Below are 13,059 nucleotides of genomic sequence, written 5' to 3' on the forward strand. Positions count from 1 at the left end.
GCCACCCACCTGGCACGCGCAAACGCCAATGCCTCGGTTGCCGGCATCGGTTTTCCATAAAGATAGCCCTGGATCTGGTCGCAGCCAGCCCGTTGCAGCCATTCCCGCTGAGCCAGTGTTTCCACGCCTTCGGCCGTCACGCACATCTCCAGATTGCATCCAAGATCAATCACCGCACGAACGATCGCGGCATCTTGCGTGGTATGCCCCAATTGCCTGATGAAAGATTGGTCGATCTTCAATTTATCAATCGGAAAGCGCTTCAAATACCCGAGGCTGGAGTAGCCCGTACCAAAATCGTCTATCGCCAGCTTCAATCCAAGTCCGCGCAGATGTTTCAACAATCCGATGGCGCTCTCGGTCTGTTCCATTACCGCCCCCTCCGTGATTTCAAGCTCCAGCAGCGATGCGTCGATACCGGTTTTCGACAGCAAGTCTTCGATCTTGGCAGCGAAGCTGGGATGCAGGAACTGGCGTGGGGAGATATTGACCGCGACCGATGTCGGCGTATTGTTTTCTTGCAGGCGGCGAATCTGCCGGCAGGCCTCTTCAAGCACCCAGTCGCCAATCGCGACTACCTGGCCGGATTCCTCGGCGGCCGGGATAAACTCCATCGGGGACACCAGCAGGCCATTGCGGCGCCATCGCAAAAGCGCCTCAAAGCCGGACAAGCTGCCATCCGACAAGCGCTGCTGCGGCTGGAAGTGAAGCAGTAACTCATTGCGCTCCACTGCTCGCACGATCTGCGCTTCCAGGTCAAGGCGGCGTTCGGCCTGCGCATTCAATTCTTCCGAGTACGTCACCAGCAGGCCATTTCCCAATCGGCGCGCCGATTGGGATGCGGCGACCACGTTGCGCAGCAACTGCGCGGGTGTGGAGCCGTGGCGAGGATATTCCGCTGCGCCCAGGCTCAACAGAGGGAATACTTCGTGCGCGCGATGGACAAATGGCACCGTCATTTGCTCGCGCAAGGCGGCGACCGCATCGTTGAAGCGCGGCGAGCCGAGTTCGTGACGGTACAAGAGCAGGAAGCCGCCGCCATCCAGACGGAAGACGTCAGCCTCGAATTGCCTGGCCACCTTGCTGAGTCTGGCGGAAATGCCGATGGTCAGATGATCGGCAAACTCGTGGCCGTAGGCCGAGGAAATGCGATCGAAGCGCTCTATGCTCGCCAACAGCAGCGAATGGGGTGCGCCATGGAGGTTTGCCAGCCGCTGCTCGAAGGCGCGGCGATGGCCTAATCCGGTGAGCGGTTCATGCGATGCCTGATGGGCCAATCTGTCTTCCACGCGAAAGCGCACCCAAACGTGATAGAGCAAGATAACGGCCGTACCCAGCGCCAGCAGGTCGAACCAGTAGACCAGCTTGGCGATGCGATCGACATAGTGTCCGATCAACTCGTGCCGCTCCAGCAAGGCTGGAAGGTCGTGCGGACGGCTCTCGGAGAGAGCGTCGGAGACCGATGGCTGGGCGGCGCGGTGGATGGCGCTGGCCGCATTGGACATGACGTGCGAGAGGGTGATGCCCGCCCCCATCACCAGAAAAAGGATGGTATAGATGGCCCAGCGATAGCCGCGTCTCGACAGTCCGGCATCTGTCCGGTTCAGCATTGCGTCCTTTCCGTACCCCCTCGCAACAAAATCCAGATTGCAGATGTCCCGGCCAGGCGAACGATGGTATCAACAAACATTGAGAAATTCCCCAGCGACAATTCAACCGGACTGCATGTTCAACACGCCACAATGAGCAGTCAGCCCATTGTGGCGGTCAACGGTCGGCACTCAGGTTCAGAATGCCGCCCACTCCTCTTCTTTTATCGACGCGATCTTGCGCGGCAAAGCCCTGGCACGGGTTGCCCCGGCCTCCCCCACTGCGCGCGGGCCGGCTGAAGACGGCAGCGCAGCAGAATCGAACTGCCTGATCTCCGTCTCATCCAGCTTGAAAACGCTGACAATCTGCGCTAACGAGCTGGCCTGGTTGATCTGCTCGATGCCTGAAGCCTGTTCCTGGCTGGCCAGGCTGATTTCCCCGATGATGTCGGTCACCTTTTGCGCGTTGTGCACGATTTCGTTCATGGTCACTCCCGCCTCGTCGGCAAGACGGGTTCCGACCTCGACCTTGTCGACCGAGTCCTCGATCAGCACTTTGATTTCCTTGGCGGCCGCCGCCGAGCGCTGGGCCAGATTGCGCACCTCGCTGGCCACCACGGCAAAACCACGGCCCTGCTCGCCTGCGCGGGCCGCCTCGACTGCGGCATTGAGCGCGAGAATGTTGGTCTGGAAGGCGATGCCATCAATCACGCTGATGATGTCCACGATCTTCTTGGACGATTCATTGATGGCCCCCATCGTATTGACCACCTCGGCGACTACTTCACCGCCCTTGAGCGCGACCGAGGAAGACTCGGAGGCCATCTGGTTGGCCTGACGGGCATTGGCCACGTTCTGCTTGACGGTCGAGGTCAGTTCTTCCATGGAGGATGCGGTCTCTTCGAGCGAGCTGGCCTGTTCTTCCGTGCGCGATGAAAGATCCAGATTGCCGGTGGCGATCTGGCGCGAGCCGGTAGCGATGCTCTCGCTGCTGTTGCGTACTGCCTGCACCATTTTGCGAAGTGAGGTCTGCATCAGGTGCATGGCGCTGACAATGCTGCCTGCGCGGGCGTTTCGCGTATCGATCTGGGTGCAGAGGTCGCCCGACGAAACGGCAACCGCCACGGCGGCCACGTCCTTGGGCTCGCCGCCGAGCTGCCGGGTCAGGCTGCGCGAGATGAACAGCCCAATCAGGATGCCCAGCAGCACCCCGCCCATCGTCAATCCGATCAGGAGCAGCTTGATGTTGCCGTAGATGATGTCAGTCTCGTTGTTAAGTGCGTCGGCATTGCTTTTCTTGGCCTCCATCATCTGCACCATCATCTTCTCGGCCGTGTTGGCCAGCGGACGAACGACGGAGAACAACTGCGATGTCGATTCGCGCTTGTCGCTGATGGATTCGCTGCGCAACTGTTTTTCGGTGTCTTTGATTGCGCTCTGGTAGTCGAGAAAAGCCTTGCGGGTATTTTCGACGAGCAGCTTGCCTTCCGTGGTGTAAAAGAGCTGTTCGGCCGCTGTCAAGGCGGAGGCGGCCCTGGCCAGGCGTGTGTCGAGATCTCGCAGGTTGGCGTCCCGTTCTTCAGGCGTGTCGGACAGTATCGCGCTGCGGATGGCCCGGCTTGCGCCACTGAGATCGATGTTGGCTTGCGCGGCATGGCGCAGGCCGACCACTTCCTTCTCGTACATCTGGGTCGCCATGCCATTGATCTGGCCGGCCTTAAGAATGCCCATGGTACCGATGACGGCACCGATGAAGGCGACGATCAGGAAGCCCCCGACCAATTTGCTGCTCACTTTCAGATTTGCAAACCAATTCATTATTACCCCCGGTATTAGCACTCAGTTCTAAAAGACGTACTTAGGGAACACGGTTCTCACCGCGTCGGCCCAGTATTTGTGGCTAGGTTTATGCGAATGCGGCTGCTTTGCTCAAAGCAGTCTGAGGCGACGTGCTAGGGGGGATGGGAAAACGGATTGCGAATAGCGAGTACACGGCGCCAGCCACGGCCGTGGACGAAATCAGGCGTATTTTCAGGCGGCGCTAAGCGTCCGGCTTGCTTGCTTGCTTGCTTGCTTGCGCAAGGAATTTTCCATTTGCATGGGAATCACCGTGATCGGTATGCGTGGTGGCTGCAAAGGCAATTTACGAGTGATCCCTGTGGGGAACTCGCTCTGGTCAGGCCTTTTTAATGCGGCCAGTTTAACTGCTACTTAAGTGCAGAATTTGCATTTTAACTGAATTCAAGGGCTGATCCTATTGCAGGACGGACTGGCGCCGAACGTCTCGACGAAGGTCTGGTACAGATTGCGTTCTATCCAGCGCGGCGCCTCATATAGCTTGAAACGGACCTCCGCATTGCCTTGGGATAGCTGCTCATAGAGTTCATTGTTATTGCTGTTGCCGGTCAGGTGTTCCCGTAAACGTTTTTTCAGGTTGAGCGAAGAACCGATGTACAGAATGGGGTTGTGCGACGGAAGTACCGTTAGCGGGTCTTTGAGCGGCTCCGTGTCGCGCAGCCGGATTTCATACACGCCGGCCTTGGCGGGTATGGAACAGTCGAGCAGCTCAAGCCGCAGCGGCCGCAGCCGGGAAAATCCCGATGTGGCGGCCACGTATGGCATATGCTTGTGGCGCTCCCGATGGTCCGGGATGGCCAGCGAATGCCGTGCATTTGTGATGGAGCGGCGCGATATTCCTAACTGATGCACGTTGTTCAAGATCACCGCCAGGTCGTCATCGGTCAGCAATTTGCCGCGATATCCTTGGAACAGGCTCAGGGCCTCCGCCTTGATCAGGCTGTCCAGCAAGTATTGGTTGCGCTGCCGCGAATTGACGAAGAGCCGTGCCAAGGGAATTCCCTGCCCTTCTCCCGTGAGCAAGCAGAGATGGCATGCGAGCCGCGATATCCGGCTGGCCTCGCAGACGATGCCTTGCGTATCAGGCAGCCGCGCCATATCGTCGGCTGCCGCCTGTTGCGTGTATTGCACCAGATCGGCGATATCGTTCGACAGCAGGTACTTCCGCTGGGCATGCACGACTACCTGGATCAATGCGTGCGTCAGCAGATTGCGGGTGTTGACCAGGCGCAGCTTATGCCATAAGCGCCTGACTGGTCCGGGCCAGTCCGCGGCCGGCGCCCCATCTTTGAGCGCGTACTGGCGCGTGAAGTAGCAAGACTGGTACTGAAAACCAAGTTGGTCCGAGTCGCGGCGCAGATTCAGTAAATGTGTTGCGCGTCCCTGCCCGGTACCATCGAGAAATCGGGTACCCGGCAAGGCGTCGATCGAGATGAGCGGACGCAGAGCGATGAAGTCCTGCGACTGCTCCAACTCGGCCACATACTGCTGGAAGCGCTTGGCGGATAATTCGAGGAAGCGGGCGAGCGTGATTTTGCTCAGCAAGGACTCGGAAAGTGTGCGGTTGGCCGGCACGATGTTTGCTCCACGTTCAAGAAAGGGGGCTGAGTCTAGCCCATTCCGTCGCCCCCTGCCCCGCCTCGAAAACCGGTCGTTGGTGGCAAGCTGGTTGAGATGGCCATTACCTATCGGCTATGCCCAATTGATTCAGCAGCCACTCCTTAAACGTGTCGAACGCTTCATGGTGATGCGAACGCCTTGGATATGCCAGGTAATGGCCGATATATTCCACCTCGCGCGTACCCGATAACGGCCTGACCAATTTGCCTGTCGCCAGCTCCCGTTCGGCCATTAATGTCGACTCCAGGACAACGCCAAGGCCATCTACTGCCGCCACGATCGCCATCGAGCTGCGGTCAAAGCGCAAGCCGTAATGGGCCGGCGCCACCAGGTCATTGGCTTCAAACCATCCTTTCCACTGGAACCGCTGCACCGCACACTGGATGAGGGGAAGCCTGTATAGATCCTGCGGCGTGGAAATCATCGTTGCCATGTCAGGCGAGCAAAGCGGAGCCAGGCCTTCCACTGCCAGCGGGATGAATTCATGCGGTGAAGAGTGCGGATCGCCATACACGATATCCAGATCGAAATCATCATCAAAGCGCGCATATTCCGTGCTCGCCGAGACCTGCAGGTCGATGTCGGGATGCTCCCGCACGAATCCCGCCAGGCGCGGCAATAACCACTGGGTTGCGAAGCTGGGGGCCGAATGCAGCCGCAAGGGACTGCGCGCTTCATTGGTCACCAGCGCAAAACCGCGCTGCATCTCATCGATACCGCGCTGTATATGTTCAAGCAATTGCATGCCTTCGCGCGTGAGCCTGACTTCCCTTGTGCTGCGCTGAAAGAGCTTGACCTCAATCATCTCTTCCAGCTTGCGTATCGAGTGGCTGACCGCGCTCGGCGTGATACTCAATTCCTGTGCCGCGGCTGCAAATGAGAGGGTTCGCCCTGCCACTTCAAAGATCCGGACATAAGGAAGCGGCACCTTGCGGAAAGTATTCATTCGTGAATCCGATTCATTAAATGCTGAGTTTTTTTCTTTTGTACGGGTGAAAAACCCCCGCTACATTAGCACCGATTCCCGCGGGCTCACCGATTGGTGAATTGCACACACAAGAACGTTGGGCCAGCAGTGACCTAACCCGCTTCCTACAGGAGACATTCATGACGACCTCGGCGATCGCCGGGCCGATACACGACTCGGCATTGGCAACACTCGCGCACCGCGCCTACCGTATCCGCCGCTACGCCCTGCGCATGGGCGAAGTCCAGGGCCAGGGCTACATCGGTCAGGCGCTCGGCTGGTCCGACGTGCTCGCCACCGCCTTCTGCCATTCCATGACCTATCGTCCGGAAGAGCCGGAATGGGAAGGCCGCGACCGCTTCCTGCTCTCGCACGGCCACTACGCCATCGCGTACTATGCCGCGCTGATCGAAGCCGGCATCCTCTCCGAAGACGAACTGGAAACCTACGGCTCCGACGACAGCCGGCTGCCCATGTCCGGCATGGCGACCTATACGCCCGGCATGGAAATCTCCGGCGGTTCGCTGGGCCAGGGGCTGACGATTGCGGTCGGCATGGCGCTGGGGCTGCGCCTGAAGAACAACCCGGCCTTTGTCTATAACTCGATGTCCGACGGCGAACTCGACGAAGGCGCGGTGTGGGAAGCCGCCCTGTCGGCCGCTCACCACGGCCTGTCCAACCTGATCAACCTGGTCGACATCAACCGCCAGCAGGCGGACGGCAATTCCAACGACATCCTCGGTTTCGAGCCGCTGGCCGACAAGTGGCTCTCTTTCGGCTGGCACGTCGAGCGCGTCAACGGCAACGACCTGCAGGCAGTGGTTGACGCCTTCGACCGCTGCCGCACGCTGGCCGATGCCAAGCCGCGCGTGATCCTGTGCGACACGCTGATGGGTCGTGGCGTGCCCTTCCTCGAGGTGCGCGAAAAGAATCACTTTATCCGGGTAGAGCCTGAGGAATGGCAGCAAGCCATCGCGGTGCTCGACGAACACTATGCGAAGGGAGACCGTTGATGAACGCCGTCACTGAAAAGAAGCCGCGCCTGACGACCTCGGCGATGATCGCCTCGATCGCCGGCGACGACCAGCCAACCCGTCCGGCGCCGTTCGGCCATGCGCTGGTGGCCGAGGCGGAGCGTCGCCAGAACATCGTCGGCATGACCGCCGACCTGTCCAAGTACACCGACCTGCACATCTTCGCGCAGGCTTTTCCCAAGCGCTATTTCCAGATGGGCATGGCCGAGCAGCTGCTGATGGGCGCCGCCGGCGGCATGGCCAAGGAAGGCTTCATACCGTTCGCCACGACCTATGCCGTGTTTGCCACGCGCCGCGCCTATGACTTCATCCACCAGGTGATCGCCGAAGAAAACCTGAACGTGAAGATCTGCGCCGCGCTGCCCGGACTGACTACCGGCTACGGCCCCAGCCACCAGGCCACCGAAGACCTGGCGATGATGCGCGCCATTCCCAACATGACCGTGATCGATCCCTGCGATGCGCTGGAGATTGAACAGGCAGTGCCGGCCATCGCCGCGCACAACGGGCCGGTCTACATGCGCCTGCTGCGCGGCAAGGTGCCGGCGGTGCTGGATGAATACAACTACAAGTTCGAACTCGGCAAGGCCAAGATGCTGCGCGACGGCAAGGATGTCCTGATCATCTCCTCCGGCCTGATGACCATGCGCGCGCTGGAAGCGGCCAAGGTACTCGACGACGGCTCGGCCAGCGTAGGCGTGCTGCACGTGCCGACCATCAAGCCGCTGGACGAAGCAGCGATTATCGAGCAGTGCCGCCGTCCGGGCCGGCTGGTGATCGTCGCCGAGAACCACAGCGTGATCGGCGGCCTGGGCGAGGCCGTCACCCGCGCGCTGGTGATGGCGCGCGTCATGCCGGAATTCCGCCACGTGGCGCTGCCCGACCGGTTCCTTGATGCCGGTGCCCTGCCCACGCTGCACGATCGCTACGGCATCTCGACTACCGTGCTGGTCGAGAACATCAAGACCTGGCTGAAATAAGAACAGAGAGGAGCATCATGAACGTTACCTTCATCGGCGTGGGCGCCATCGGCTTGCCCATGGCCTTGCAGATCAAACAGGCCGGCTATAGCGTGACTGGTGTCGAAGTGGTGGAATCCAACCGCGTCCGCGCCGCCGACAGCGGCATCGAAGCGGTCGCCTCTTTTGCCGAAGCGCCCCGCGCACAGGCGGTGGTGGTGATGGTGGCCACGCCGCAGCAGTTGGCTGCCGTGGTCGACAGCACGAAGGATGTCGCCGGCCAGACCTGGATCATCATGTCCACCGTCGGCCCGGCCAGTGTGCGCGAACAAGGCGAACGCCTGCGGGCCGCCGGCGCAACAGTGGTGGATGCGCCGGTGACCGGCGGCGTCGCCCGCGCCAAGACCGGCAAGCTGGTGATCTTCTCTTCCGGCGACCTGAAAGACATCGACGCCATGCGGCCGGTGCTGGAGGCCATGGGAACCGTCCGCGTGACCGGCAGCCAACTGGGCGATGGCCAGGCCATCAAGGTGGTCAACCAGCACCTGTGCTCGGTCCACATCGTCGCTGCAGCCGAGGCCCTGAACCTGGCGCGTTCGCTGGGCCTGGACCAGGCGGCCGTGCTGGAACTGGTCGAGAACGGCGCCGGCGGCTCCTGGATGCTCTCGGACCGCGGTCCGCGCATGCTGGCCGGCACCGATGTCGAGGTCACCAGCTCCATCAACATCTTCGTCAAGGACAGCGACCTGGTCGCAGCCGCGGCGCAAGAATGCGGCGCCCAGGTGCCGCTGTTGTCCATCGCCAACGCCAGGTACCGCCAGGCGGCCGAGGCCGGCCTGGGACAGCGCGATGACAGCCGTGTCATCGAAACCTGGAAGTAGGCGGAAACTCCGGGGCCGTCACGCAGCCCCACCCTTTACAGCAGAACAATCAACTAGAGAGACAAGACAATGAGCAATCCCCAGGCACGCGGGGGCAAGGCGAACAAGGTCGCCTTTGCTTCCATGATCGGCTCGGCCGTAGAGAGCTACGACTTCTTCATCTACGGGACCGCCGCCGCCGCGTATTTCGGCCAGGTGTTCTTCCACACCAAGGAGCCGCTGATCGGCATCCTGGCATCCTTCGCCACGCTGGCTATCGGCTTCCTGATGCGTCCGCTGGGCGGCTATCTGGCCGGCCATTACGGCGACCGCGTCGGCCGCAAGGCAGTGTTGTTGTGGTCGCTGGTGGCCATGGGCATGGCCACCGTGCTGATCGGGGCGCTCCCGACCTATGCGCAGGCCGGCGTGATTGCACCGATCCTGCTGATCGTGTTGCGCATGGTGCAGGGAATCGGCTTCGGCGCGGAATGGGGCGGCGCGGTCCTGATGGCGTGCGAGCATGCCCCGCCGGAACGCCGCGGCTACTTCGGCGCGGTGCCGCAGATCGGCATCCCGATGGGCCTGCTGCTGGCCAACGGCGCTTTCCTGTTGTCGGCCGAACTGTTCGAGGGCGACTGGGTGTGGCGTGCGCCCTTCCTGGTGTCCTTCGTGATGGTGGCCATCGGCATGTTCATCCGCCTGAACGTGGAAGAGTCGCCTGAATTCGAGGCCGCCAAGGCCGAGCAGAAGCTGGTCAAGCAGCCGGCGCTGGAAGTGATCCGCAATGACTGGCGCTCCATCCTCAAGATCATCGGCGCGCGCCTGGCCGAGACCGGCGGCTACTACATCACCACCAGCTTCATGCTGTCGTACGTGGTACTGGCTCAAGTCGCCACCACCAAGCAGGTGCTTTGGGGAACGCTGATCGGCTCGGCCCTGGGCCTGGTGAGCCACCTGATCTACGGCGCCCTGAGCGACAAGATCGGCCGCCGTCCGGTATTCATGCTGGGCGCGTTGTTCACGATCGCCTTCGGCATTCCCATGTTCATGCTGATCAATACCGGCGCCGTGATCATGGTCATCACTGCGGTCGCGCTGTCGCTGCTGTTCAGCCACGACCCGATCTTCGCCGTGGAGTCGAGCTGGTTTTCCGAGCAGTTCCCGGCCAACGTACGATCCTCCGGCATCTCGCTGGGCTACAACGGAGCCTCGCTGGTAGCCGGCCTGCTGCCGATGATCGCTACCCTGCTCTACGGCGTGACCGGCTGGATCGGCCCTGCCCTGATGTTCTCGTCGCTGGGGGTGATCTCGATGCTGTGCGCACTGTCGATGCGGGAAACGGCACCGGCTGTGGCGAAAGGTCAAGTATCGTCAGAAAACCGCGAGATACATGCATAGAGCGGTCACTTGATTCAATGAACAATGGCGCATGTGTCTCATCCACATGCGCCATTTTTTACTTGCCTGCATTGCCAGCATCGATGGATCTTGCGAACCACGTCATTGACCAACAACAATCTTAAAACTGGTACCGTAAGCGCACATCTGCCGTTTGTCCCGTATAGCCCGATGCTGCTTCCACGGTATAGCGCGCAGACACCGTCAGGTTCTTATTGCGCACCAGCGTCAGTGCCAATGCCACTACTCCGGTATCGCTGTTTGCAGTGGCGCCCTGTGTCGTAAAACTGGTGGTGCCGGAAGTATCGTTCACATAGTTGGACACCAATTGCTGGGCGTTCTTGTGAAACTCGTGACGCCAGCCCAGTTGCGCCGACGGTACGACCTCTCCATATTGGCTGGAGAATGAGCGCTCCAGCTTGGCCCCCAGTTCGCTCTTGAGCGATGTACTGCCGGCCGCGCCCACATTCAAGGCCGCGCCATTGCCGCCGGTTTCCCTGTAGCCGTTCTGGCGCAGGTTGCTGTAGGTCAGTCCCGCAATGGGCGTCAAGGTCGCGTCCGGGATGATGGCATCGATCTTGATCGGATAGCCGCCACGTACCGAAGCCACATATTGGCTGCCGTTGAACTGGCCCAAGGCTGTACCTGAGAAGCCGGTAAAGTCGATCGCACGTACCGTGTTGTAACGATGCGAGGTAACCCCCGCCGAAAAGTCCAGGTAATAACGCTCGGCGGTGTAACCGGCATAACCCATCACCCCGTAAGACTCGGCATGCGCAGAACTGCCGACGTTGTCTCCGGTATTGCTCACGGCGGTATTGGCATAACTGAGCAGGCCGCCCAGGCGCCAGTATTCATCGGCCAGCGTATCCGCCCCCAGCAGCAATCCTTTGTAATTGGAATGATAGCCGCTGACATTATCGCGTTGCCCCTGGTTGGCTCTGCCGCCAAAGGCTTGTCCCCAGAATGCCAGATTGGCCGGACTCTCGCCGGTGGCCACACCGCTGGCGCCACTGGCTTGTGCTGCGCGCAGGTCGTTGACGTGAGCTGCCACCTGATTGATCACTTCGACCGAGGAAGCCGCCGCAGACCGGGTCACAGAGGACACATTGGCGATCGGACTCAGTTGCGCCCCCGCGCTATTGGCGGCTGCAGTAGAGCCTAACGCAGCGGCGGCATTGAAGGTGTTCAGTAGGCTGGCATTGGTGCCGCCATAATTAAACAGCCCATTCAGCGCCGACACGGCATTGTAGGTGCTGGCAAAGTTGACCGGGCTGGAGGACGAACCGCCGTTGCCTGGAGCGGAAGAGCCGCCGCCAACCAGGGTCAGCATCAATCCGGTGTTGCCGCCGTCGGTGACCGATGTTCCTGTTACTGTGCCGCTGAAACCGGTTGCTGAATAGATCAGGCTGTTGGCATTGTAGGCGGCCGTACCGGCGGTGATCACCACCACATAGCGTTGGCCTTGGGCAAAGGCGTAGCTGCCGCCTGTCTTGTTCAGGGTGATCGCCGATCCGGAGGCTATCGTGGTGTTGCCGGTCACATAGAGATAGCCATAGCCGCCATCGGTGCTGAAACTACCGGCGGCTGTCGCGTTATCGGCCACGCCGATGAGCAAGGCCGCCGCGCTGCTCTGATTGTAATTGCCGGTGATGGTGAGGTGATTGTTGACTTGCAGGCTACTGGCAAGGTTGCTCACCGTATTGGTGCCGACATTGATATTGTCGTTGAGCAGCAGATTGCCGGAACCGAAGATGAGGTTGGATCCAGTATTGGTGATCACACCCACTCCACCGCTGTAGCCGGTCAGCGTACCAAAGGTGGCGCCGGTGCCGCCTTTGATGGTCAGGTCGTTGCCTGAACCGTTATAGATCTGGCCGGCAATGATGCCGGTGTTGGTGATAACGCCCAGTGTTCCGCTGGATGAATTATAAAGCGCATAGTTACTGCCGCTGATGGTGCCGCTATTGTCCAGCGTGACAATCGTATTGTTGTTGGTGATGCCATTGTTGCCACCGATCGTGCCGCTATTACTGAGCGCACCAATCGTACCGAGGTTGAAGATGTCGATGTTGCCACCGCTGATCGTACCGCTATTGCTCAACGCGCCGATTGTGCCGCTGTTGTAAATGCCGTAAGTACCTCCGCTGATGGCGCGGCTATTGATCAGCGTGTTGATCGTCCCGCTGTTCAAGATGCCGTTCAAGCCGCTGCTGACGATGCCGCTGTTGTTTAGCGTATCGATCATGCTTGTATTCATGATGCCGCCATGGTTCGCACCGCTGATGCTGCCGCTGTTGTCCAGCGTCCCCATTGCGCCAAAGTTGGCGACGCCGTAATCGCGGCCGTTGATGGTGCCGCTGTTGCTCAGCATGTCGACACGGCCGCTGTTGTAGATGCCAAGAAGGGTGCCGCTGATAGTACCGGCGTTACTCAGTGTGCCAATCGTGCCGTTGCTGTCGTTCCAGATGCCTTGGACGCCGCCAATTGTGCCGGTGTTGGTGAGTGCGCCAATCGTGCCCGTGTTGGCAATGGCGGTCGCGCCTCCTGCGATCGTGCCCTCATTGCGGATGGCGCTGATCGTGCCGCTGTTGCCCAGCGTGCCGATGGTGCCGGCGCTGGTGTTATAGATGCCGTAGCTGCCGTTGATCGTGCCGGTGTTGTTGATCACACCGATGATGCCGCCACCGTTGTAGATGCCGGCGACGCCGCCGTCGATGGCGCCGTTATTGTTGAACGTGCCGATGGAGCCGAGGTTGGTGTTGTAGACAGCGC

Annotated in this window: 9 protein-coding genes; 4 read left to right on the forward strand and 5 right to left on the reverse strand. The window is 60.4% G+C overall.

All coding sequences use genetic code 11. The features are described from left to right. The 4 genes from AKL28_RS22065 to AKL28_RS22080 form a co-directional block, all read right to left on the reverse strand. Positions 1 to 1,610 (reverse strand): putative bifunctional diguanylate cyclase/phosphodiesterase (locus AKL28_RS22065; protein WP_050470459.1); only part of this gene is annotated, 1,610 nt, incomplete at its 3' end. A gap of 177 nt (positions 1,611 to 1,787) precedes the next feature. After that, positions 1,788 to 3,383 carry a methyl-accepting chemotaxis protein gene (locus AKL28_RS25335; RefSeq protein ID WP_269432209.1) on the reverse strand — a complete coding sequence of 532 codons (1,596 nt, stop codon included), beginning with the start codon at positions 3,381 to 3,383 and terminating at the stop codon, positions 1,788 to 1,790. 447 nt (positions 3,384 to 3,830) lie between these two features. Then, complete coding sequence (locus AKL28_RS22075; RefSeq protein ID WP_050470461.1) at positions 3,831 to 5,021, reverse strand: GIY-YIG nuclease family protein; 1,191 nt, start codon at positions 5,019 to 5,021, stop codon at positions 3,831 to 3,833. 106 nt (positions 5,022 to 5,127) lie between these two features. Beyond that, positions 5,128 to 6,012 (reverse strand): LysR substrate-binding domain-containing protein, encoded by an 885-nt coding sequence (locus AKL28_RS22080; protein WP_050470462.1) that lies wholly within the window; start codon positions 6,010 to 6,012, stop codon positions 5,128 to 5,130. 161 nt (positions 6,013 to 6,173) lie between these two features. Here AKL28_RS22080 and AKL28_RS22085 point away from each other — a divergent pair, with 161 nt between their 5' ends. The 4 genes from AKL28_RS22085 (at position 6,174) to AKL28_RS22100 (ending at position 10,284) form a co-directional block, all read left to right on the forward strand. Then, positions 6,174 to 7,046, forward strand: a complete 873-nt coding sequence (locus AKL28_RS22085; protein ID WP_050470463.1) for a transketolase — start codon at positions 6,174 to 6,176, stop codon at positions 7,044 to 7,046. Then, positions 7,046 to 8,047 carry a transketolase family protein gene (locus AKL28_RS22090; RefSeq protein ID WP_050470464.1) on the forward strand — a complete coding sequence of 334 codons (1,002 nt, stop codon included), beginning with the start codon at positions 7,046 to 7,048 and terminating at the stop codon, positions 8,045 to 8,047. Before AKL28_RS22085 ends, AKL28_RS22090 begins: the two co-directional genes overlap by 1 nt. Positions 8,048 to 8,064: 17 nt before the next feature. Next, positions 8,065 to 8,907 carry an NAD(P)-dependent oxidoreductase gene (locus tag AKL28_RS22095; protein WP_050470465.1) on the forward strand — a complete coding sequence of 281 codons (843 nt, stop codon included), beginning with the start codon at positions 8,065 to 8,067 and terminating at the stop codon, positions 8,905 to 8,907. Positions 8,908 to 8,976: 69 nt separating this feature from the next. Continuing rightward, positions 8,977 to 10,284 carry an MFS transporter gene (locus AKL28_RS22100; RefSeq protein WP_050470466.1) on the forward strand — a complete coding sequence of 436 codons (1,308 nt, stop codon included), beginning with the start codon at positions 8,977 to 8,979 and terminating at the stop codon, positions 10,282 to 10,284. Positions 10,285 to 10,405: 121 nt separating this feature from the next. Here the strand turns inward: AKL28_RS22100 and AKL28_RS22105 are convergent. Beyond that, on the reverse strand, positions 10,406 to 13,059 hold a 2,654-nt coding region (locus tag AKL28_RS22105; RefSeq protein ID WP_050470467.1), incomplete at its 5' end, for an autotransporter outer membrane beta-barrel domain-containing protein.

It is taken from the genome of Herbaspirillum chlorophenolicum, assembly GCF_001189955.1.
Taxonomy (GTDB): domain Bacteria; phylum Pseudomonadota; class Gammaproteobacteria; order Burkholderiales; family Burkholderiaceae_D; genus Herbaspirillum; species Herbaspirillum chlorophenolicum.

Bases quoted from the DNA above. Each gene is read 5' to 3' on its own strand.
- AKL28_RS22100 (WP_050470466.1), top strand. From the start codon at position 8,977: ATGAGCAATCCCCAGGCACGCGGGGGCAAGGCGAACAAGGTCGCCTTT.
- AKL28_RS22085 (WP_050470463.1), top strand. From the start codon at position 6,174: ATGACGACCTCGGCGATCGCCGGGCCGATACACGACTCGGCATTGGCA.
- AKL28_RS22090 (WP_050470464.1), top strand. From the start codon at position 7,046: ATGAACGCCGTCACTGAAAAGAAGCCGCGCCTGACGACCTCGGCGATG.
- AKL28_RS22080 (WP_050470462.1), bottom strand. From the start codon at position 6,012: ATGAATACTTTCCGCAAGGTGCCGCTTCCTTATGTCCGGATCTTTGAA.
- AKL28_RS22095 (WP_050470465.1), top strand. From the start codon at position 8,065: ATGAACGTTACCTTCATCGGCGTGGGCGCCATCGGCTTGCCCATGGCC.